A 23,482-nucleotide genomic window follows, 5' to 3' on the forward strand; every position below is an offset into this window, starting at 1 on the left:
ATTACATGAACACCATTCGCCTTGGTAGCATCCAGGATGTGCCTGTCATCCATGTCCGCCATCCCAAAGCAACGGCCGATATCTCACTGTTTGGTGGCCAGGTGCTGCGCTTCCAGCCGGCCAACTCCCATCAAAGGTTATGGCTGGGTGAAAAGGCCATATTCAACCACAGCACTGCTATACGCGGTGGTATCCCGCTATGCTGGCCATGGTTTGGTAACCACAAGCCGGGTCCCGACCCACTTTCACAAACCGCCCATGGCTTTGCCCGCCAATCACTGTGGAACCTAGACCACAGTGAAAGCAATGAACAAGAGGCCCGGCTTCGGCTGGTACTCCGTGCCAATGAGCATACTTTGTCACTTTGGCCACACCACTTTGAGCTGCAGTTAGACATCACTATCGGTGAATCCCTGACATTGAGACTGACCAGTAAAAACACCGGCTCCACACCTTGGTCATACACCGGTGCTTTCCATAGCTACTTTGCCACTGAAGATATCCGCCAAAGCGAACTGACAGGCCTAGGCCAGCCATATCTCGATAGTGTGGATAACGGTACTCCCTGTCACAGTAATGGCCATTTGCAATTTGAACAGGCATTGGATCATGTCTACACCGAGCCAGAAGCAAACTGTGTTCTTTCATTGCCACAAGGTACAACGCAGATAGCCGCAACCGGCCATGACAGTTTGGTGGCCTGGTCGCCTTGGCGGGAAGGAGCTGCAGCAATGGCAGATCTGACAGACGATGACTACCTCAGAATGTTCTGTGTCGAGCCAGCAGTATTCCAGCAACCGGTTTGTTTGCAGCCGGGCGAGGAGCATGTGCTGAAAATGACCATCAGTTAATTAGGCAACAAAACAAAAAAAGGCCCCAACCATTGGCGATCAATGGTTGGGGCCGTTCCGTTAATGTCACGTACAACTAATGTGCTGAATTACAAGCTAGGCTGGCTGGGCCTGGGTTTGGATTTGAGCTTGCTGGTACTCCGGGTAGTCGATGTATCCCTTGTCATTACCTCCGTAAAGGGTCAGACGGGCATCGGCATCGAACTCAGTAAGCGGCCAGTCATTTTTGAAGCGCTGTACCAGATCTGGGTTGGTCACATATGGCGTACCGAAGGCCACCAAGTCAGCATACTGCTTATCAAGCAATTGCTGGGCCGTTTCCTTGGTCAGCTTGCCCGCTACCATAATCGGGTTCGGGTACACTTCCCGCACTTGCTGGCGGAATGACTCCGGCGCTTCTACATAGCGTGAAATGTTTTCCGAGAAGTGGACATAGGCCAGGTTCATCGGTGCCAGTTTTGCCAATGCTCTTAGCGTCAGCTCAATAATCTCCGGATCTTCTTCGGCATAGCCCTCAATCACGTGCGGTGACACACGGATAGCCACTTTGTCACTGCCGATTTCTTTGGCAACAGCATCAACGGTTTCCAGCATAAAGCGCATGCGGTTTTCCTGGCTGCCACCATACTGGTCTGTACGCTGGTTGCTTGCCATACGCATGAACTGGTCAATCAGGTAACCGTGGGCAGCGTGGATCTCAACGCCGTCAAAACCGGCTTCCATCGCATTCTTGGCCGCCTGGACAAAATCAGCAATGGTGTCCTGGATATCCTGCTCGCTCAAAGCGCGTGGCATACCGGTTTCCACCATACCAAAGCCGCCTTCTGGCAATGGGCCAAACACCTGATCGGGATCTTTTACCGCCGATGCCGATACCGGTTGCTCACCGGCGATAGTTTCGTGGCTGCGGCGGCCTACGTGCCAAAGCTGGATGAAGACTTTACTGCCGGCACTGTGCACAGCCTCAGTGACTTTTTTCCAACCATCGATATGTGCTTGGGTATAGATACCCGGGGTCATCGAATAACCACGGCCAACCGCAGAGATTGGCGCACCTTCGGTGATAATCAAACCGGCATTGGCACGCTGCTTGTAGTAGGTTGCCATCATGTCGTTTGGCACATCACCCGGCTGCGAGGTACGCGAACGGGTCATAGGGGCCATAGCAATACGGTTTTCGAACGACTGCTGACCGTAATTAAATGATTCAAATAGCATTGTTTCTCTCCAGCTAAAACTTAAACACACTCTGGGCTGGTTTCAGCCTGGTAAGTTGGGTAATCGGTCAGGCCTTTTTCAGCCCCGCCAAACAGGGTCTCTGGGTCATGCGCGGCCAGTGGGTAACCGTTTTCAATCCGGGCAGGCAGATCCGGGTTGGCCACAAACGGGCGGCCAAAGCCAATCATATCTGCCAAACCTTCACCAACGGCCTGCTCGGCTTTGTCGCCATCGTAGCGGCCGGCGTAAATCAATACGCCTTGGTAGGCTTCACGCAGTGCCTGCTTGAATGACTTAGGCGTATCTGGCGCGTCATCCCAGTCCACTTCGGCAATGTGCAGGTACACAATATTGTGCTTGTTAAGCAGCGCTGCAGCGGCGGTATAGGTTTCTTGCGGGTTGGCATCAACAGTGCCGTTAAGCGTCGTCAAAGGCGCAAGGCGAACACCCACACGGTCAGCCCCGATGGCTTCGACCATAGCGGCTACCACTTCATCCAAAAAGCGCAGGCGGTTTTCCAGGCTGCCGCCATAGGCATCGGTGCGGTTATTGGCTTCTGAATCGATAAATTGGTTAATCAAATAACCGTTGGCAGCATGCAGTTCGATACCATCGAAGCCGGCTTCTATTGCATTGAGGGCAGCCTGGCGGTACTGCTCAACAACGCCTTTGATTTCCCCGACAGTCATCTCGCGCGGCTCAACCACATCGACAAAACCCGGTTCATCGGTACCGTTGTCGATAAATACCTTGACGTTTTCTGCCTTGATGGCCGAAGAAGAAATAGGCTGCTCACCACCAATATTGTCTGGGTGGGTCACACGGCCGACATGCCATAGCTGGGCGAAGATCGCGCCACCTTCGGCATGGACCGCATCGGTAACTTTTTTCCAGCCAGCGATATGCTCCGGGGTATAGATACCCGGCGTCCAGGCATAGCCTTTGGCCATCGATGAAATCTGGGTGCCTTCAGAAACAATCAAGCCGGCACTGGCACGCTGGGCGTAATAGGTTGCCATCAAATCATTGGCCACATCGCCCGGTTGGCAGGCGCGTGAGCGTGTCATCGGAGGCATGACAATGCGATTTTTCAGGGTAAGGCGGCCGAGTGTCATCGGCTGGAATAGTGACTTGGTCATAACTGCTGCCCTCTCAATTAGGATGGGGGCAGTCTAGCAAGTCATCAGTTTTTCATTGATAGCAAGAATGACAAATAACTTTTGTAGAAAATGAAATAATCTTAGCAATCCCGTCACACCATACGGTTCGATACAAAGCGCTTCCTGAATTCGCTGGGGCTTAGCCCCATTACCTTGATAAAGACTTTGCGGCACGCACCTGCATCCTCATACCCAACTTGGTAGGCAATGGACTCGAAAGGCTCGATGGTTGCTTCCAGCAACTCACAGGCCTTCTGTACCCGCAGGCGCTGGAGGTATTGGGTGGGTTTGAAACCGGTCGCTTTGACAAAACGCCGAAGCAAAGTCCGTTCCGTCAAGTTGGCCCTACTCGCTAGGCTGGCAATCGTCATAGGCTGGCTGTAGCGGTTGTTGAGCTCGTGCTGCAGCGCCACGATAGCATTGTCACCATGCTGGTAGCTGGGGGTAAATTGCTGGTAATAGCGCTGCTCACGGGAGCCGGTATCGACCACCAGCATTTTGCCCACCAACCGCATCAGTGCTGGCGAACCCAATAGCGAAACGACCTCTAGACCCAGGTCAAGCCAAGACATCATGCCCCCAGCGGTGATCACATCGCCTTGGTTGACAAGGATCTTATCCGTAGCCAATTGTAACTCTGGAAACTGCTGGTGGAATGTCTGCGCCAGCCCCCAGTGGGTGGTAACTTGCTTGTCTGCTAGCAATCCGGTTTTAGCTAGAATAAAAGCCCCGGCACATGCCGATGCCAAAATACTGCCCTGTTGGTGCTGCTTACCCAGCCATTCAATTAACGCTTGTGGAGGCATGAGGTAATCATCGCCAAGCTGGCTCGGTGGCAATATCACAACCGCATAGCCTGCAGCCTTGTTATCTGGATGTGCCTTATCATGCAAGCTGTGCATATCAAAGGGAATAACCTCTGCCTTAAAGGTTACATCTATCCCCTGCTCTTTACTGGCATGGTTCGCCATGGCAAATAGTTCCTCCAGACCATATACCGCCGAGCGTAGGCTGTTGGGGTACTGAACGATGGCGATAGAAATAACATCAGAATTCATAGGAAAAAGCTCTTTGTCATTTTTAACCTGCTTTATGTCATTTTAGACACTGAGAAGCAAACAGTTCAATCCCTATACTGGCTCCATATTCATTGTTTAACCCCTTGTTTAGACCTCACACATCGCAACCGGAGTCCGACTATGTCAAAGAAGGCGCTACTTGTAATCGACCTACAGAATGACTATTTCCCAGGTGGTAAATTCCCGCTGTGGAATACCGAGCAAACCCTCGCCAATATCAAAACAGCTATTGCAAAAGCCAACCAGCAAAACATCCCGGTGATCCATATCCAGCACCTTGCTGATCCGGCGATGGGCCTGGCGCCATTTTTCAATCAAGGCACCCAAGGTGCCGAAATCCACCCGGAGATCCTGGCAGCGGCCCCACAAAGTGACGTGGTGAACAAACAATTTGCCGATAGCTTCGAGCAGACCAACCTCGAGCAAGTACTGAGCCGCCATGGTGTCGATGAATTGCTGGTCTGCGGCATGATGACCCAGAACTGCGTGACTCACACCGCTATCTCCAAAGCCGCAGAGAAGTACAAAGTCTCAATGCTGGTGGACTGCTGCACCACGGTCGATGAGATGATCCACAACATCGCCTTGCATGCGGCCTCGACCCGTGTCGAGCTGGTGGCCAGTGAGCAGGTGTTGTAAAGGAATAGGCTCGGGGCTCGGGGCTCGGGGCTCGGGGCTCGGGGCTCGGGGCTCGGGGCTCGGGAATAAACATAGATTAGACTTGAGACCGTGTTCAGCTTAAAATTGAACTATCGTTCACTTATTAGGCTGGAAACTCATCATGGCAAACCATGCAAAATTTGACCGTCAGCAAGTCATCGACAAAGCCACGAGCCTGTATTGGGAAAAAGGGTTTCACGCTACGTCTATGCGCAACCTGCAAGACGTCATAGATATGCGTCCCGGCAGCATTTACGCCGCCTTCGGCAGCAAAGAGGGGCTATTCAAAGAAGCCCTGCAACACTACACCGAACAAGGGGTAGCGAAGTTGGCAGCTTGTCGGGCTCATAGTGCTTCGCCTGTGGCAGCGCTGAAAATGTTTATGGAGCAGTTGGTGATCAACACCCAGCACGGGGCACCGAGCGGCATGTGTATGCTGGCCAAAACCGTGGCCGAGCTCACCGGCGAGCATGAAGAGCTGCTACAAGAGGCCAAACGCTCTTTCCGCAAGATGGAAAGTGAATTCGAAAAGCTGATCGTCGAAGCCCAGGAGCTGGGTGAGATTGACAAAGAGAAAGACCCGCACCAACTGGCCCGCCATATCCAGGTACAGATCTCGGGACTTCGCACCTATGCCCGTGTCAACGGCTCGGATGACGATGAAAATGGCGCTCCGCTAAAACAAATGATTGAGGATGTGTTCAACCACTATCCGTTCTAGGCGATAGCTCTATTGCCATTACCTATCAAGCCAGCCTCCAGTGCTGGCTTTTTGATACTCACAGCAAACCACATAGCTACAGCGTCAATTGCGGCTGGATAAAATCTATGAAGGCCGAGATCCGCCTTGCCACCGAGGACGATTTATAGAACACGGCATTGACCTGCTCACGACCGGTATTGACCAGTTTTTCTGTTTCCAGCAAAGAGACCAGACGCCCTTCCTCCAAATCCTTGTTGACCATAAAGCCCGACAGGCACGAGATGCCATTACCGGCCAGCACCAGCTGGCGGACGGTTTCACCGTTGCTCGAAATCATTGAAGGCGAAATCGCATCCAGTCCCTTGAGCGGCCAGCGATTAAGGATTTTGGCACCGGCAAAACCGATCAGGTCATGCTGGCCAAGCTCACTGACCTGCTTGGGGATCCCGCGCTTGGCGAGGTATTCCGGCGAGGCAACGATATAAAGCGGGCTTCTTCCCAGCGGCCGGGCATGCAAGGTGGAATCATCCAGCTTGCCGATACGGATCGCCACATCGGTGCGCTTTTCCAGCAAATCAACGAAACCTTCATTGGATGTCAGCTCAAGCTCTATCTCGGGATAAGCGGCTTTGAACGGCTGGATCAACGGAACCAGCTGGTGGAACACAAACGGGCTGGCTGCATCTACCCTTAGCCTCCCCTTGGGCAACTCACCTCGCTGCATGATGTCTTCCTCGGCCTGCTGGATATGCTGCAAACCTGTCCTCACCGCTTCGATAAACTGCCGCCCCTCGTCAGTCAGCTCGACCCTGCGGGTGGTACGGTTGAGAATAGACACGCCAAGCTGCTTCTCGACTTTACTTACGGCCCTTGAGACCCGTGCAACCTGGATATCCAATGCTTCAGCAGCGGCAGAGAAGCCGCCGCTATCGACCACGGTCAGTAAAATTTCCAAATCATCAGAGCGCGTTAGCATGGCACCTTTCCTTTCAACGTCTTTTATCACCTTTGCATTTTTTCATTTATAGCAAAAATCATTTGTAAAAGGTGCTGTTTTTAGCAATAGCATTTTTTTGAATAATGCCTGCCAACAGAGAGAGTGCCGCGAAGGGTTAGCGATAAAGCTGAAAACCTTGAGACCTTAAAACCTTGAGACCTTAAACAAGGTCGTAGCGGCGGTTTGATTACATCAATAGAGAGAAAGACTATGCCTTTAGCACTATTGGCATTGACGCTAAGCGCCTTTGCTATCGGAACCACAGAATTCGTCATCGTGGGCTTGATCCCAACCATGGCAGCCGACCTTAATGTGTCACTACCTTCTGCCGGCCTGCTAGTCAGTTTGTATGCCCTGGGTGTTGCCGTAGGCGCCCCAGTATTAACCGCCCTAACCGGTAAATGGAACCGCAAGGTTGTCCTGCTATCAGTCATGAGCCTGTTTGTTGCCGGTAACCTGCTGGCATGGCAGGCCCCGGGTTATAACACCCTGGTATTGGCACGTATTCTGACCGGTCTGGCCCACGGGGTGTTCTTCTCCATTGGCTCGACCATCGCAACCGGGCTGGTATCGAAAGAGAAAGCCGCCAGTGCCATTGCGATCATGTTTACCGGCCTGACTGTGGCCCTAGTAACCGGTGTACCTCTGGGTACCTATATCGGCCAAACTTTCGGCTGGCAGGCAACCTTCTTGATTGTTGCCCTGCTTGGCCTAATTGCCTTAATTGGTAGTGCATTTTTGGTCCCTGGTAACCTCAAGCAGCCGCCAGCGGCCAAGCTATCGTCACAGCTTAAAGTGTTGACCCAGCCTCGCCTGCTGCTGGTATATGCCATCACAGCACTCGGCTACGGCGGTACCTTCACAGCCTTTACCTATCTGGCACCGATCTTGGAAGATGTGTCTGGTTTCAACTCCGGTGCGATTGGCCTGATCATGCTGGTATACGGCGTGTCAGTCGCTATCGGCAACATCTGGGGTGGTAAAATGGCTGACAAGATGGGCCCAATCAAAGCCCTGACCATTATTTTCACCGGCCTAGCGGTAACGTTATTGGTGTTCAATGTGACCGCTTACAACCCGATAGCTGCTGTCGCAACCATCTTGGTATGGGGTGCCTTCGCCTTCGGTAACGTACCGGGCCTGCAGGTTTACGTGGTAAAACTGGCAGAGAAAGTCAGCCCGGATGCAGTCGATGTCGCCTCTGGCCTAAACATCGCGGCCTTCAACATCGGTATTGCCCTAGGTTCATGGGGTGGCGGCCACATCGTCGCCGAAGCGGGACTGATGCATACCCCTTGGGCCGGCGCTGCAATTGTGATTGTTGCCTTGCTGCTAACCCGCCTGAGCGGTCGCTTGGACAAGAAAGCGCTAAGCAACGACGTAGAGCCAAACAACAAGGTCGTAGCCAATACTTCGCAAGTGGTTTAAACATAGGACAAGTTATTAAAACACGAGCCAAGACCCCAAAAGCAAAAAGCCTGGCGTTACTACCGCCAGGCTTTTTTGGGTTCCAATACCATGGAGCGAGACAAACCTATCAATGCAAGAAGGTACTGCCTTCGCTAGCACTGGTCGCCGTCAAGTCACCTGCAGGGTTGATCAGGTGCGGCAGGATTTTCGGCAGGTTCAACTCAATATCCTGATCCTCTACCGCGTTGATGTTAGCGTGGTACCAACCCAGCAGGCCGAGGACGGCATAGCCGATAGCATCATCGCTATCGCGGTGCTCGAGGATAATTTGCAAGAAACGCAAAATCGTCTTGTCATTGGTTTTCGCCTGCTCAAAGGTTTCGTTATAGATCGCTAGCGCTTCACCAATCAGCCCATCAAATTCAGTTTCAATCGCAACTTGGAACGAGCCGCCATCAACAGAAATTTTCATATCAATATCACCAGAATAAGTCTTGCTGTGATAGTAACGAAATCATGTGGGATTGTCGTTTCATCAGCATCATTATCAGTATAAAACAGTACTTTTATTGATGAATTCGAGGCTTTCTAATAAATTTCTCCACTCAATCTCCCCCTCAGCTCTCCTCCATCTGCTGTGCCAACTGGCGTGATACATGTTCAGGGCTCTGAGTATGGCGGGCCAGCAAGCGGTACATCACCGGGATCACCACCAAGGTGAACAAGGTCGCCACAGTAATCCCGCACAGTACCACAATACCAATCACAATCCGGTTTTCAGCTCCCGCGCCGGTGGCCAAAATCAAAGGGACAGCACCGGCAATAGTGGTAATCGCCGTCATCAATATTGGCCGCAGTCGTTCTGAAGCAGCCTCCAATAAGGCATCATCAAATGCCATGCCCTGATCGCGCAACTGGTTGGCAAACTCAACAATCAAGATCCCGTTCTTTGCCGACAGGCCGATCAGCATGATAAGCCCGATCTGCGAGTAAATATTCAGGGTCTGATCAGTGAAATAAAGCCCAAGCAGCGCCCCAAGCGTGGCCAGCGGAACGGTCAGCATAATGATCAAAGGGTGGATGTAACTTTCAAATTGTGCTGCCAGCACCAGAAATACCACCAGCAGCGCTAGGGCAAAAATGAACACAATCGAGGTGCTAGAGTCCTGGTAATCCTTGGAAGCTCCCTTGTAATTGACCACCGCATCGGCAGGCAGCAATTCATCAACCAGTCCGTTGAGGTAGCCCAATGCCTCGCCCAAGGTATATCCCTCGGCAAGGTTGGCTTCAAGCGTAATAGCACGTACCCGATTGTAGCGATTGAGCTGCGGCGCCCCAGCATATTCATCGACTGTGATAAGGCTTGAGAGCGGAACCAGCTCGTCGGCCTGCTCGCCCCTGACATACAGATTAGCCAGATCCGCGGCGGTATTCTGCCGTTCACGTTGACCTTCGATCACCACATCGTACTCTTCACCGCGCCAGGTATACGTCGTCACCTGACGGGAGCCGAGCATGGACTCCAGCGTCTGGCCAATCGATTTGAGAGAAACGCCGAGATCGCCAGCCCGATCGCGATCAATCACGATCCTTAGCTGCGGCTTGGTTTCCTTGTAGTCATGATCCAGCCCGACAATATTGGCATTACTGGCAGCGGCATCGAGCAAGATATCCCGCCACTGCGCCAGCTCTTCATAACTGCCGCCCCCCAGCACAAACTGCACCGGCTTGCCGACCCCGCGCCCAAACGGCTGTCGCATCACAGGGAAAGCGGTGATCCCCGCCAAATCCCCCAGCCGCCTGCGGATATCGCCAATAATGGCCCCGGCCGGACGTCGTTCAGCCCAGTCTTCAAGCACCACGATAGCAAACCCATTGGAGAAATCGGCCACCCTCCCCCAACCTCGCGGGGCACGGATCAACAAACGCTTGATTTCCCCAGCCTCAACCAAAGGCATCAGGCGGTGTTCGACTTCATCCATATACGGCCGGATAAAATCAAAGCTTGCTCCCTGCGGGCCGTTGATGATGATAAACATCGCCCCCCTGTCCTCTCTTGGGGCGAACTCAGACGGCAAACGCTGCTGTAACCAACCACAGGTCGCCAGCACCACCAGTAGAACGATGATAACGCGTACAGGGCGCTGTATGGCACGAGAGAGCATAGATTTATAGCGGGCTGTTAACGCCGCCATGGCACGGCTACTCAAACGCACCAAGCCACTCTCCTTGTCGACCGGTTGCATCAGTTTGGAAGCCATCATCGGGCTCAGGGTCAGCGCCACCAAGGAGGACAGGATCACCGCGGCACTGATGGCAATAGAGAACTCACGGAACAGTTTTCCCAAATCCCCTTCGAGAAATCCGATGGGCAAGAAGACCGCCACCAGCACCACGGTAGTGGCAATAATCGCAAAGCTCACCTGTTTCGCCCCGAGGTATGCCGCCATAAGCGGAGGCTCACCAGTGCTGATCCGGCGGTGGATATTTTCCAGCATCACAATGGCATCATCGACCACAATGCCGATCGCCAAAATCAAAGCCAACAAGGTCAGCAGGTTCAGGGTAAAGCCCAAGGCATAAAGCACAGTGAAGGCTCCAATCAGTGATACCGGCAAGGTCAAGGCAGGGATCAGCATGGCGCGAACACTGCCAAGGAAGAGGTAAATCACCACTACCACCAGCCCAAGGGCGATCATCAGAGTCTTGTAAACCTCGTCAATCGAGGCCTGGATAAACACCGAGGAATCGTAGGAGCGTTTAATTTCCATGCCCGGCGGCAATGTCGGGTTGAGCTGGTCAACCAAGGCATTGGCCGCTTTGGCCACATCCAACGTATTGGCTTTCGATTGGCGGGTGATCCCCAGCCCAATCATATCCTGGGTGTTACCGCGGAAGGTGATCCGCTCTTCCTCGGCGGCCAACTCTACCTTGGCCACGTCACCGAGACGGATCAGATAACCATCGTCACCGGTTCCCACCACCAAGCGGACAAAATCCTCCGGGGCAATGAAACTGCGCTGGGTCCGGACGGTAAACTGGCGACTCTCCGACTCCACCGACCCGGCGGGCAACTCAATGTTGTCATCACGCAGGGCATCCTCGATATCGGTCACCGTCAATTCTCTTGCGGCCAACTTCTGGCGATCGATCCAGATCCTCAATGCATAGGATTTGCCGCCTCCAAGGCGGATCCCAGCCACACCATCGATCACCGAAAAGCGATCGGCCAAATAACGACGGGCATAATCGGTCAGCTCAAGCGTATCCATCCGATCAGAGACCAAGTTAAGCCACATGATCACTTCTGAGCTCGCCGCAGCCTTTTGGACTTCAGGAGGGTCAGCTTCGTCGGGTAAGTTATTGAGAATACCTGCGATACGGTCACGGACATCATTGGCCGCCGCATCAATATCGCGACCAATGGAAAATTCCAAGGTGACACTGGAGCGGCCATCCCGGCTCTGCGAGCTAATCGAGCGGATCCCTTCAAGGCCGGCGATCCTATCTTCCACCAGCTGGGTGATCCGCGTTTCAACAATTGCTGCTGACGCCCCCCTGTAGCTGGTGGAGATATTCACTACCGGAGGATCAATATCTGGGTATTCCCTAAGTGGCAGCCTGTCGAACGCCACCAAGCCAAAGACCACCAGCAACAGGCTGATCACCGAGCCGAGTACAGGCCGGGTAACCGAAATATCCGACAGCCACATCAGCTAGCCTCCCGGTAAGAGAAGCGCTCCTGCTCACGGATCTCCACTTTCTGTCCCGGCCTTACCCGCTGGGTTCCCCGGGTAATCACCCGCTCACCTTCCTGAATCCCGGTCACGACCTCCGCTTCGCCCCTGCGGCGAAAACCCAGTTCCACCTCGCGCTGCTCAACCTTGCCTTCCTCACCAACGACAAACAGAAAGTGCTGCTGCTGGCGCGATACCAAGGCTTCCTCGGGTACTACCAGCCCCTGATGCTCGCCAACGATCAGTGACAAAGTCATCAGCATACCGGGACGCAGCCGTAGATCCGGATTGGCAATATCTGCCCGTATCACGATGGCCCGGGTCTGGGGATTGATACGGCTGTCGATACTGGCCACCTGGCCACGGAATAATTCATCGGGATAGGCTGCGGCGCTAGCTTCAATCACCGCCCCTTGAGCCACCAAACCGAGAAAAGCTTCTGGAATAGAAAAGTCGAGTTTCACGGTGGCAATATCATCCAAGGTGGTGATCACTCCCCCCGGCGTCACCAGCGCGCCGGGACTAATTTGGCGAAAGCCCAGTACACCGGAAAATGGCGCATGAATATATCGAGCAGCCAGCTCAGCCTCGTTTTGCGCCAATACGGCCCTAGCGACCTCGATATCGGTATAGATGGCATCGAGCTCGGAGCGGGCAATGGTGTTGCGCTTAACCAGACCTTCAATCCGCTTGTATTCACGCTGTTGCTCTTTGAGATTGGCCTTGGCGGCCCGCACTTTAGCCTGCTGCTCGTCGGCATTGAGGGTGACCAACAATTGCCCGCGCGAAATCGACTGGCCATCCTCAAACAGCACCCGGTCCACTTTCTCGGTCACCTTGGCCGTAAGCACCACAGATTCGCGGGATTTCACCGTGCCTAGTGCTTCTACTTCGCGCCGGACCAATTTTTTTTCCACTTCGGCCACCACCACAGTCGGTGTCGGCATCGAACGGCTGGCAGCCGCTCCGGAAGAGAAGTATTCCTTGTACGTGATGGCACCCGCCAGCACAACGAGAAGCAATAGACTGATCAGAGTCCCTTTCAATCGCACGCAGTATCCTTCTGAGGGAGAGGGGAAAATTACAGCTGATATAGTCAGTATAGAAAGGGAGATTGAGGTCGGCGCAAATAGGTAGGATTTAATCGCAGGCAAAAAAAAAGCGAGCCGGTCGATGGCTCGCAAAATAACTCATATATTGCATTCCGAGAGGGTGACTAGGAAATCCCAGTATCCTTACCAGTGAAAACCTAACTCTCGAAAGGGACAAAGGTTATATCCGTTGGTCATTTTGCCTCAGCTCAGAGCCCTGATGTCAGGAAAATGTCAGGAATAACAAAACAATGTTCACCAATGAGGTCACGGTTCCAACTTTGATGAAACCTTCTAGGTATAAACCGGCTTTTCAGGGAGCAAAGCCCGCCGGATATACCTATTTGGTTGAATTAATAGATTTATTATTAATCAAAGGTGGTTCCCAGTGATAGGTAGAAGGAATTCTGACCATCCTCAGCCATACCGTAAGCAAGGTAGACAGGCCCTACTGGGGTATCCAAGCCCAAAAACACGCTAGCGGCCGACTGGCTGGAATCAAAATCGATATCCGCTTGATCATCCCACACCCCACCACGCTCCAGAGAACCACCGACATAGACAGGTATCGACACAGCCCCAAAATTGTTATCCAGCAAGCGGTAGTTATAAACCAAAGCCCCGAATAACTTGTAGCGGCCATTAAGCTCATAGCGATGGTAACCCGACAGGTTGAACAAGCCCCCCAAGTCCTGAACATAAACCGGCAACAGATCATCACCGTCATAGCCACCGGCCTGGAATGTCGTGACAAGGCTATGCCTGTCATGGCTGAACGGCTTGATCAATTTCAGCTGGCCATAAACACTCTCGCTCGACACCGTATCCTGATCATTGATAGAGCTGCGGCTCGAGCCCAGTCCAAACTCAGTCCGGAGCATGACCCCTTCGCGCGGGAAGAACAAACTGTCCAGATCATCATAAACAAAAGACACATAAGGACCATGGACCGAATAGTCCTGGGTATTGCTGATATTGATTTCACTGACTTCACCCACCCCGCCACGGTAACCGATAGCCAGCGAGCTCCATGGCTGGAGGTTCCAGCCCAACTCAGCATAGCCACTGTAGACACTGTACTCGGTTTCGGCACTGCTACCCGGTTCCCTGCCTATCAAGTCGGCCTGCTCCTCGGACAAAATAAACTCGCGCACTTCGCGGTTCCAGTTAACGCCAAACGAGGTATAACTGTTTTTTTGATAATCGAGGGGAAAATAGAAGCTGGTATCGATCTTCTTCCAGCTGCCCAGCAGCCATTCGAACTGCCACTCGCCGCCTTTGTCCGTGAGGTTGGTATAAATATATTGGGTACCGAAAGCAAAGTCAGAGCGGTTGGCAAAATCGTCCTCGAAGGCAAACTTGAGGTTGAGGTAGCCCGGCCCCCAGGACTTCTCGCGCACATCCATCAGCAGCACATTTTCATCGTCCTGTTGCTCGATTTGATAGGTGATCCGCTCAAATATATCCTGCCGGTTTAACCTTTTCACCGCATCATCCATTTCATGGTTGGTGATTACCCGTTCAGCCTTAAGATCCATCACTTCAAGCAAAGCCTGATCTGAGCGCTCGGTGTGGTTGGCAATCTCTATCCGATCAATGTAATACGCCGGACTGGCCTGTACCTGCGAGCGGCGGTCGAGTTTTTCGCGCAGATAGGCTTTATAGTCAGCCTCGGACAACTGATAGCGCTTCAATTCTGGCAGCGCATCCAATGCCACTTTGCGTCCTGCCACATAAGCCTGCTCCATCTTGTCAAAATCAGGTGCCAACATGAAAGAGACATCCGGCTGGAGATATACATCCTCTTCTCCCATCAAGCCCATTTGCTGATCAGAGCTGGTATTGGTCATGAAGGTGGTGAGCTGGCCGATAATATTGAAAGCGCTGTTGAGCTCCTGCTCTTCGAACAGGGCATCACGGAGATCAACCGCGATGATCGTATCAGCTCCCAGCGCCAGCGCGGCATCGACCGGCATGTTGTTGACGATCCCGCCATCGACCAAGATCCGGTTGTCTATCCGTACCGGTTGCAATGCCCCCGGCACCGTCATCGATGCCTGCATGGCTGTTGCCAGATGGCCTTTGTCCAACACAACCGGTTTGACCTTCACGATATCGGTCGCAACAGCCCTGTATGGAATCGCCAAGTCATTGAAACTGGCCAAAGCGGGCAAATTATCGGTCAGGTTACCGAGCAAGGTTGCCATTCCCTGGCCTTGAAAAGCGCCGGGCTTGGATTGGTAGTTCCCTTTCAGATCGATGCCGATATCGGTATAGATTTGATAGTTATCATTCTGCTGCTTGCGGCGAAGCTCAAGATCATTTCGGCCAACGCGATCTTCATAACCGCTCTGCCAATCGGCCCCCATCGTTTTGTGGCGCACTTCCTGAGCTGACAAGCCCATCGCATACATACCACCAACATAAGCCCCCATACTGGTTCCGGTGATCACATCAACCGGGATCCGGTTTTCCTCCAGCACCGACAGCACACCTATATGGGCCGCCCCTTTGGCGCCACCGCCACTGAGCACCAGGCCGATCTGAGGGCGGGATTGGGCCGCTGCGACATTAAAGGTTCCGGCGAAGACCCCGACCAGTGCGAGCAATGCGCCCCCCTGCCAGCGACGGCATATTTTGAGCCACTCCATGACATATCCTAATGATTGGATTAATAGCAATAATATACCCAAGTTAGCTGAACAAAAGGCATAAAAAATCCGGTCAGCAGCAGCTAACCGGATTTTTTTATTAATCAAAGTACGAACTTAGCTACCGCTGGCAATATCACTCAGCGCATTCATCACCTGTTCGTTGATATGGCCTTCGAACACCAACTTACAGACTTTGCGCCTCACTGCCAGACCCGAAATCAGACGTTCAATCGACAGATGGCCTTCGTCATGCTGGCTGTTGTATAGCTCGATAGTCTTACTTAAGGTCTCATAGGCCACCACCTCACCACCGACTCTCAACCAGTCAAGCTTCTCCAGCAAGCCGTGACACTCTTCGCTGATGGAGGCAACAGAATGTCCACTCATCGCCGATAAAGCCGTTATGCTGCGTTGCAGAGCCTCTGAGGAGGTATATTTGGACAGAGTAATGGTCAGTTCGTCGGCATTGATCTCTACCAAGTGCTTGCGCAGCTTCACCCGGCGGCCCAAACGCCCCTTCGGCCGGCTTTCCTTGCGCTGGATAGGTTCGAACTCCCCATCGATGATCTCGGAAAGCTGATCAAGCTCCTGCTTGGGCAATATTTCATTGCGCAGCGGGTTAGGCATGGTCGGCGCCATGGTTCGCTTGCCTTCATTGGTGGTTTTCGCCCGCGAGAATCGGATCACTTCGTCGACATCACAGCGGATATCAATCTGATAATCACAGTAGCGCTTGTCTTCCTCATGCGGTGTGATGGTCAGGTGGTAACCCCACAAATTCACGGCAAAGACATGTTCGGTGATCTTGTCCTCTGCCAACTTGCGCAGCTCGCGGATCAAATCGGACGAGAAGCGGCGCCATTCAATGTTGCGGGCCAACTTCTGGTTCAGTTCGCTCAGCATCATCGAATCATTGAGGCGGCGCGACATCCGGCTTCGGAAGAACGAGTACAACTGGAACACCAGGGTATGCTGACGCAGGATCTCCGGCGGAAACAGGAAGAAATAATCCCGGGTCAGCAGCTCATCAAAGAACGAGGGCTCCCACACCAGAATGTAAAGATTCGGCTTGATCCGGATCTCACCGTCATCGCCTTCCTTCGGCGCTTCCTCGGAAGCGGTAATGGTACGGGCCAGGAAGCGGAAGCGATCACTCTTGAATCCTTCCGGCATGTTTTCGCTCATCCAGCGGCCGGTGAGTTCATGCAATTGGAAGTCAGTAAATTCAATACGATCAATACTTTCACGGATTGAATCTCGCGCCGGGCCACTGTCTTTCTTGCCTCGTAAGGCAAGAATATCGGTGATATATACCGGGGTTTTATTCCCCATATTACGCGACTGGATCTCATAGTCGGCAATATGGTGATCATGGTATTGGACAGTCAGGGTGAACAGGGCAAACAAGGTCATCAGATCGTCGACAGTCATGATCGACTTTGATGATCGTGTCTCGATGATCGCTTTGGTACCACTGATTGCAACCATTGATTTCTGGTAGCTTTTTTTGGTCCGAGGCGGTGCCAGCGCCTGATCGATGATCCCGGCCCAGCTGGTGGGGGAGATCACTATCTGATCCGCTTCATCCGGCATTGTTGGTGGCGTACCCAAACCGTGCTCACTCAGCAGCTGGCGATTGACGTGATTCTGAGCCAAGGCTTTAGAACGTTTTTGTTTCTCTTTCGCTTTCGATTGCTCTGAGTTCAGGCTACCGGTGCCAAGCTGGGAGATCAGCATGGCCGGGTTGATGAAATGATGCAGCATGGTCTTGCCAGCCAGGCCCTCTTCGAACCTCACAGGCTGTTGTTTAAACAAACCAATATTTACCGCAGCCCGCAAGCGCTGCTGGATTGCAGCGCGGGTTAACTGACCTTCAGTAGCTTCGACCAACTCTGTGGTTGATACCATCCCATCATGGCTAGATAGGCCACGCAATGAAATCAAGTTAAGCAATTCAATGATACTTTTGGTGACACCTTTGAAGTGCTGGTATTGCGGAAGCCAGTCGATCAAGTTAGCCGGGATCGAAAACAAATGCCCATCTTTGTGGGATCGTGGAGCGGGGATCAATATCTTGTCAGTATTCTTATTGTTAGCTGAAAGCGCGGAGTTCATTTGTCATTAGCCGTAGATGCATCATTTTTCCGTGAAAGATTAATAGAAATACAACAAGAAAGAAAGATCTTTTATTGGCTTTTTTTAAACTGATCTTTTTGTTTATTTTGATCTTATTGATTAACTGATCTTATGATCTGGTTGACTAAATCTTCGTAACTGATTGAAATTTAATAAGATAAAAAATCACCCGATCGAAAGCATGATCATAAGGATTCTGGAAAAATGATCAACGTTTTACTGAAACGATGATCAAACTAGGGCTGGAAATATGATCATCATCAATCTGTAAGCATGATCATCGTAGTAATGAAAGCATGATCATGGTTATTGCACAGGTTATCCACAGACGGTTTCTGAAATGTGGGCATAAAACCAAGGACGAGCTGTTGTTGTCGCGTTTGGTGCTGCCATTTCTATGAAATTTTACCCGGAAAAATGATCACGGTGGTGTCATTCGAGCCGATATCAGGGCTGTTCTCCCTTTCAATGGTTTTTCATGGTGCAATTTTAGCCAAAGTTGATTTGACACTTTCCGTATTCTACTTGGGATTTAGCATGTGTCCGGTATGGATGAATGATCAAGCCAGTGGCGATGTATTTCAACTTCATGACAAAGTGTCGATTTACAGGCTGTTGGCCTGGATTTCACGTGGATATTTATGCGCTAAGCCCTTATCAGACCTACACTCACCGTAAATTACCCAATATTTTCCATGCTTTCGGGAATTGGGTGAGACTGTCCGATTTACACACTCATTTGCTTGATCATTTTTCCGATCGTTAAGCCTCTTTTTTGGTACCACGCTAAGCCTCTATTTTACCTTGATCATGCTTCATGATCAGTGAGTTTTGTTTGGAACAATGATCAAGTAAATGTTTATTGGTCTTCAGCGAGATCAGGGTTTTGAGTGATTTCACGTTGATCGTTGTGCTTCGAAAATACCGCTTTCCTGTGATCATAATGAAATTGATCGATTTCATCATCGTTTTGGCTTGTTTTCATGTTTGGCGCTAAGCAAGTTGATTTTAGTATGGAAAATAGTCAAATACGCACTCACCGTAAAATAGCCAGAAATTATCACGCTTCCGGTGAAAGCGAACCCTATTTGGATTTACATTGTAAAATAGTGACGCTGTAACACTTTTATTTTGTCACTTATTTCAAGTTAATCACCTTCGATGAGCATCAAAAATCCAATGAAAAACGTCGGTTTTTTGCTCTTGTTAATGCTTTATGCTGAGATAAATATCACATGGTGTCGTTCAGCTTTTTATTGTTTTGGTGTTTTTTTGCTGTACAATAAAGCAAAATGTTTCAAGGTGAATAAAGACAATGAACAGGGAACAAACCATAGACAACTTGCTCAATATCGCCGAGCAGACGAAACAGGTCCAGGCGGACCGTATTGAAATTGTATTGGAAGAGCGCCGCGAAGAAGCGTTTCCGCCAATGTCGAAGGCATTGATGGAAAGCCGCTCGGGCCTAACCCGCCGTAAGCTCGATGATGCGATTTCACGCATGGAAGCCAATGGCCATCAATTTACGAAAAATAATGCCAACCATTACTCCATCAGCTTGGAAGAAGCTCACCAGTTGATGGAAGCGACCAAGAAGCCTGCTTTTTACGAGCGTGAAGGTGCCGGTCGCAAGCCGTGGATTGTTAACGTCCAGAACCAGAAAGGTGGTACGGGCAAGTCGATGACAGCAGTTCACCTTGCTGCATGTTTGGCGCTTGATCTCGATAAGCGTTACCGTATCTGTTTGATTGATCTAGATCCACAGGGTTCATTGCGTCTATTCCTTAACCCGCAGATCAGTGTGGGTGATCAGGAAACCATTTACTCCGCAGTCGATGTGATGCTGGAAAATGTGCCAGAGGGGCAGGAAATCGACAAAGATTTCCTGATGGGGAACGTAGTGATGCCTACCCAGTACCCTAACTTGAAAACCATTGCAGCGTTCCCTGAAGATGCGATGTTCAATGCTGACGCGTGGCAGGATTTGGCTGAAAACCAGGACTTGAATATTGTTCGCCTCTTGAAGGAAAAGGTGATCGACCCGATAGCTGACGAGTTCGATATCATCATGATTGATACCGGGCCGCACATCGATCCATTGGTTTGGAACGCCATGTATGCCTCCAATGCTTTGATTATTCCATGTGCTGCTAAGCGTCTTGACTGGGCATCGACAGTTAACTTTTTCCAGCATTTGCCAACAGTTTATGAGATGTTCCCCGAAGATTGGCATGGTTTGGAGTTCATCCGCCTGATGCCAACCATGTTCGAGGACGATAACAAGAAGCAGGTCTCGGTACTGACCGAGATGAATTACCTGCTTCGTGATCAAGTCATGATGGCCACGGTACCGCGTAGCCGTGCTTTCGAGACTTGTGCCGATACCTACAGCACTGTGTTCGACCTAACGGCAGCCGAATTTGAAGGGGGTAAGAAAACCCTTTCGACAGCGCAAGAAGCGATCCAACGTGTTGGTCTGGAGTTAGAGCGCGTAATGCACTCTCACTGGGCTAACCTGAACCGGGAGTAATTAGCGGATGGCGATTAAAACCAAAGATCTGAATGCACGCTTGTTTGGCAAAGCGGACAAGCGTCGCGCGACAACGCCGACAGAAGCGCAGACTGCTGCACGCGACAAGGCGTCGGTGATTGAGCTGGCTGTCGCCGGCGAGGAAACTGTTGCGTTTGAATTGGTTAAAATCCAGGCTAATCAGGTCGCTGAAAAAACACGTGTATTTGCTGAAAATGCCCGTGAACAGGCTTTCCTGAACGAACATGCACTGGCCGATATCCTAAACACGCTCAAAGATCGTGGTCAGCAATACCCTGCGGTAGGACGCTGGTTGGACGATGGCAGGATTGAAGTCCTCGATGGTAGCCGCCGTCGCATGTCGTGTATCCTGGCAGAGAAGGATTTCCTTATCTATGTCGGTAAGGGAATTAACAGCGAACATGCTAAGTTCTTGTCCGATGTGGCCAATGCCCACAAGCCTTTATCGCTTTTCGAGCGCGGTAAGGAAATGCAGGCGTTGCTTGACGGTGGTAAAGTTGCCGATCAAAAAGAGTTGGCGAAGTACTGCCAGTGTAGTGAGGCCTTGGTCAGTGGTGCGTTGAAAGCGGCATCGCTGCCAATGGAGTTATTGATGGCTTACCCAAGTGTCGGTGAGCTCGGTCGCCCGACGATCGTCAAGCTGCACCGTTTGTTCTTTGGTCTCAACAAGGATCAACAAAAGCTGTTTGTCAGCGAGATCTCATCCGGCGATGAGGCGATGTGGAAGAGCATTGATGCATCTGGCATTACGCGGATTACCCGCGAAGTGACCAGCAAACTTGAGCAGATCGGTGAGACGCTACAGCCTAAAGTTGAAGTCGATAAACCCAAGCCTCAGGATTTGATCAAAGGCAAAATCAGCTATTTGCGCGATGGTGACAAACTGCAGTTGAAACTGAAGAAGCTGACTGAACGCCAGGCGGATGAAATTCTCTCTTATCTGGCTGACTACCTTAAATAACTGTCGGCGCTTTGAATAAGTTAAACGCCCAAAGCCAAGGCCATTGACGATTATTCCTGTAAAACCACGCTCTAGGGCGTGGTTTTTTTTCGCACCGCTATCGGCATATTGGTATTATCAAGGGGTTGTTTGCCATTGAGTCATAGCATGTCCCAACTTTCTCTTTTTTGCCGTACGCTCGCCGAGCGTGCGGCCCAGCAAAATATCCGCCATCTTGTTGTCGCAAAGGGCTGTAAAGTATGGTCGGAAGAAGTGGTTGAAGCCTTCAGCCAGCACTATGCGGATAAACTTTTCTGCGGTGAACCATTATTTGATGGTTGCGAAAGTATTCCTTTCAAAAAGGCCAAGCTGTGGTTAGGACGTGAATGCCAGATGCTCACGATCAATGGCCATCAAGGTTTGGATGCCCAAGCCCTTGGTGCTTTATCTGGCACCGTTGTTGGCGGTGGGATCCTGTTGCTGTTATTACCGGATGAATGGTTTGAGAATACTGATTCCAAGTTTAACCATCGGCTTAATCTGTTGCTAAAAAAGCCGGACGTTGTGTGGTTGGAATCGGGTCAAGCTTTGCCTGTATTGCCAGCTAGCCGTAATGTTATTCAGCCCGAATCAAACGAAGCTGGAATCACTGATCCAGAAAATTCAGCCACCAGTACAGATGCCTTACCTTTTGGCGCATTGACCACTTGTCAGGTGAATGCGGTTGAAGCTATTCGAAAAGTAGTCACCGGTCACCGGAAGCGGCCGTTGGTATTAACCGCGGATCGCGGCCGGGGGAAATCGGCCGCTCTCGGTTTGGCCGCGGCCAGTTTATTGGTCGATCGTAATATAAAGATTGTTGTTACAGCCCCTTCCTACCTCGCGAGCCAAACGGTATTCCGACATGTCGCTTTGCAGTTCGGGCTGGCATTTTCTGATCAAAAGCGGCTTGAGGCTGGCAAAGGCTGTATCGAGTTTATTGCCCCGGATGCTTTGCTGTCTGAGCTTCCATCTGCTGATGTGGTGATGGTTGATGAAGCGGCGGCTATTCCATCGCCTGTGCTGCAATCTTTGTTGCAATCATTCAATCGACTGGTTTTCTCCAGTACTGTCCATGGTTATGAAGGTACAGGCCGTGGCTTTGCGGTTAAGTTCCGCCAACAACTTGATAGTGTTATGCCACAATGGCGAGGCTTTGAAATGAAGCAAGCTATCCGTTGGGCTGACAACGATCCGTTGGAGCAGTGGATTTTCAATGCGCTACTACTCGATGCAGAGATTGCGAATGCCGAGCTTGATCCTCAAACCTCACAATATGAATATCTGGATAAGTCGGCATTGCTTCATTCACCGGCTTTGCTTTCTTCATTATTCGGCCTTTTGGTCAATGCCCATTATCAAACTTCGCCGGCAGATTTGGTGAACTTGCTTGACGATGATTCGCTTCATATTTGGCTATGCCGCAATGGCGAGCATGTATTGGGTTGCTGCTTGGTCGTTGACGAAGGCGGTTTTAGCCAAGAACTCGCCAACCAAGTTCAGCTCGGAACAAGACGACCTCGAGGCCATTTACTTGCTCAATCTCTTGCTGCCCACTTAGGGATTGTCGAAGGAGCCATTCAACGCTCGGGGCGTATTCTTCGTATTGCCGTTCATCCCGAGTTCCAGCAACAAGGTATTGGCCAGCAATTGCTGGGCTTTGTTCGGGGCTGGGCACAAATGCGTTATGACTTTTTAGGGACCAGTTTTGGTTATCTTCCCGAGCTCCTGCACTTCTGGCAGCGCGCTGGCTACCAGCCGGTTAGGTTGGGGTTACAAAAAGATGCGGCAAGTGGCTACCCTTCGTTGATGTGTGTGTTGCCAATCAGTGATTGTAGTCAGCGCTGGTTTCCCAATGCCCGGTTATTATTCTCTTCAGGCTTAATGGCAAATGCTTGCGAAGCTTACAGAGAGATGCCAACCGATGAGATCGTGCCTCTGTTGAGCGATGTAGCTTCACTCCAACCTGCTCCGGTATTATTGCCGAGTGAGCGGGCTGAGCAACAATTGCGTTTATTTGGTGCTGGCGGGTTGGGGTATGAATTGGTGTTACCCGCATTGCAGCAGTATATCTGGCAGCGACTGACGCACCCAGATACCCCATCAAACTTTTCATCATTGGCATTGGTTGTTGCTAAAGTCATCCAGCGTAAACCTTGGGGTGATATAGTTAGTCAATTCAATTTCACCGGCCGTAAGCAAGCAGAGCAAGCGTTACGTGATATTGTAAGTGCTGATATCCAGAAAAATTCTTAG

Annotated in this window: 17 protein-coding genes; 7 read left to right on the forward strand and 10 right to left on the reverse strand. The window is 51.3% G+C overall.

From position 1 onward, the window contains the following. The first annotated feature begins 5 nt into the window (after positions 1–5). On the forward strand, positions 6–851 hold the full coding sequence (locus ACXAD4_RS22720) for a D-hexose-6-phosphate mutarotase (RefSeq protein ID WP_475244292.1): 846 nt from the start codon (positions 6–8) through the stop codon (positions 849–851). Between the two features lie 96 nt (positions 852–947). Here the strand turns inward: ACXAD4_RS22720 and ACXAD4_RS22725 are convergent, their stop codons facing one another. The 3 genes from ACXAD4_RS22725 to ACXAD4_RS22735 all read right to left on the reverse strand — a co-directional run bounded on the left by ACXAD4_RS22725 (position 948) and on the right by ACXAD4_RS22735 (position 4,287). Further along, positions 948–2,069 carry an alkene reductase gene (locus ACXAD4_RS22725; RefSeq protein WP_475244293.1) on the reverse strand — a complete coding sequence of 374 codons (1,122 nt, stop codon included), beginning with the start codon at positions 2,067–2,069 and terminating at the stop codon, positions 948–950. Positions 2,070–2,089: 20 nt separating this feature from the next. Then, positions 2,090–3,208, reverse strand: a complete 1,119-nt coding sequence (locus ACXAD4_RS22730; RefSeq protein WP_475244295.1) for an alkene reductase — start codon at positions 3,206–3,208, stop codon at positions 2,090–2,092. Positions 3,209–3,321: 113 nt separating this feature from the next. Continuing rightward, on the reverse strand, positions 3,322–4,287 hold the full coding sequence (locus tag ACXAD4_RS22735; RefSeq protein ID WP_475244297.1) for a GlxA family transcriptional regulator: 966 nt from the start codon (positions 4,285–4,287) through the stop codon (positions 3,322–3,324). A 141-nt stretch (positions 4,288–4,428) separates the two neighbouring features. Here ACXAD4_RS22735 and ACXAD4_RS22740 point away from each other — a divergent pair, with 141 nt between their 5' ends. Both ACXAD4_RS22740 and ACXAD4_RS22745 read left to right on the forward strand, forming a co-directional pair. Next, on the forward strand, positions 4,429–4,947 hold the full coding sequence (locus ACXAD4_RS22740; protein ID WP_475244298.1) for a cysteine hydrolase family protein: 519 nt from the start codon (positions 4,429–4,431) through the stop codon (positions 4,945–4,947). 142 nt (positions 4,948–5,089) lie between these two features. Then, positions 5,090–5,689 (forward strand): TetR/AcrR family transcriptional regulator, encoded by a 600-nt coding sequence (locus ACXAD4_RS22745; protein ID WP_475244300.1) that lies wholly within the window; start codon positions 5,090–5,092, stop codon positions 5,687–5,689. Between the two features lie 76 nt (positions 5,690–5,765). On the opposite strand, the gene ACXAD4_RS22750 is transcribed toward ACXAD4_RS22745, so the two are convergent. Further along, positions 5,766–6,647 carry a LysR family transcriptional regulator gene (locus tag ACXAD4_RS22750; RefSeq protein WP_475244302.1) on the reverse strand — a complete coding sequence of 294 codons (882 nt, stop codon included), beginning with the start codon at positions 6,645–6,647 and terminating at the stop codon, positions 5,766–5,768. Between the two features lie 231 nt (positions 6,648–6,878). Between ACXAD4_RS22750 and ACXAD4_RS22755 the strand changes: the two genes are divergently transcribed. Further along, positions 6,879–8,096, forward strand: a complete 1,218-nt coding sequence (locus ACXAD4_RS22755; RefSeq protein ID WP_475244303.1) for an MFS transporter — start codon at positions 6,879–6,881, stop codon at positions 8,094–8,096. 109 nt (positions 8,097–8,205) lie between these two features. On the opposite strand, the gene ACXAD4_RS22760 is transcribed toward ACXAD4_RS22755, so the two are convergent. From ACXAD4_RS22760 to ACXAD4_RS22785, 6 genes are all read right to left on the reverse strand, one after another. Further along, entirely contained in the window at positions 8,206–8,550 is a 345-nt protein-coding gene (locus tag ACXAD4_RS22760; RefSeq protein ID WP_475244305.1) for a hypothetical protein, read from the reverse strand. Positions 8,551–8,695: 145 nt separating this feature from the next. Further along, a complete protein-coding gene (locus tag ACXAD4_RS22765) occupies positions 8,696–11,791 on the reverse strand; it encodes an efflux RND transporter permease subunit (RefSeq protein ID WP_475244307.1) in 3,096 nt (1,031 codons plus the stop codon). Continuing rightward, positions 11,791–12,867 (reverse strand): efflux RND transporter periplasmic adaptor subunit, encoded by a 1,077-nt coding sequence (locus tag ACXAD4_RS22770; RefSeq protein ID WP_475244308.1) that lies wholly within the window; start codon positions 12,865–12,867, stop codon positions 11,791–11,793. The genes ACXAD4_RS22765 and ACXAD4_RS22770 overlap by 1 nt, the downstream gene beginning before the upstream one ends. A 407-nt stretch (positions 12,868–13,274) precedes the next feature. After that, positions 13,275–15,557, reverse strand: coding sequence for a patatin-like phospholipase family protein (locus tag ACXAD4_RS22775; RefSeq protein WP_475244309.1), 2,283 nt, complete (start codon positions 15,555–15,557; stop codon positions 13,275–13,277). Between the two features lie 117 nt (positions 15,558–15,674). Further along, a complete protein-coding gene (locus ACXAD4_RS22780) occupies positions 15,675–17,675 on the reverse strand; it encodes a replication initiator protein RctB domain-containing protein (protein WP_475244310.1) in 2,001 nt (666 codons plus the stop codon). A gap of 880 nt (positions 17,676–18,555) precedes the next feature. After that, entirely contained in the window at positions 18,556–18,681 is a 126-nt protein-coding gene (locus ACXAD4_RS22785; protein ID WP_475244312.1) for a hypothetical protein, read from the reverse strand. Positions 18,682–19,011: 330 nt separating this feature from the next. Here ACXAD4_RS22785 and ACXAD4_RS22790 point away from each other — a divergent pair, with 330 nt between their 5' ends. From ACXAD4_RS22790 to ACXAD4_RS22800, 3 genes are all read left to right on the forward strand, one after another. After that, positions 19,012–20,226, forward strand: a complete 1,215-nt coding sequence (locus ACXAD4_RS22790) for an AAA family ATPase (RefSeq protein ID WP_475244313.1) — start codon at positions 19,012–19,014, stop codon at positions 20,224–20,226. Positions 20,227–20,233: 7 nt separating this feature from the next. Further along, on the forward strand, positions 20,234–21,208 hold the full coding sequence (locus tag ACXAD4_RS22795; RefSeq protein WP_475244314.1) for a ParB/RepB/Spo0J family partition protein: 975 nt from the start codon (positions 20,234–20,236) through the stop codon (positions 21,206–21,208). Between the two features lie 147 nt (positions 21,209–21,355). Then, positions 21,356–23,482, forward strand: a complete 2,127-nt coding sequence (locus tag ACXAD4_RS22800) for a tRNA(Met) cytidine acetyltransferase TmcA (RefSeq protein WP_475244315.1) — start codon at positions 21,356–21,358, stop codon at positions 23,480–23,482.

This window comes from Photobacterium sp. AWH4_225 (genome assembly GCF_056158405.1).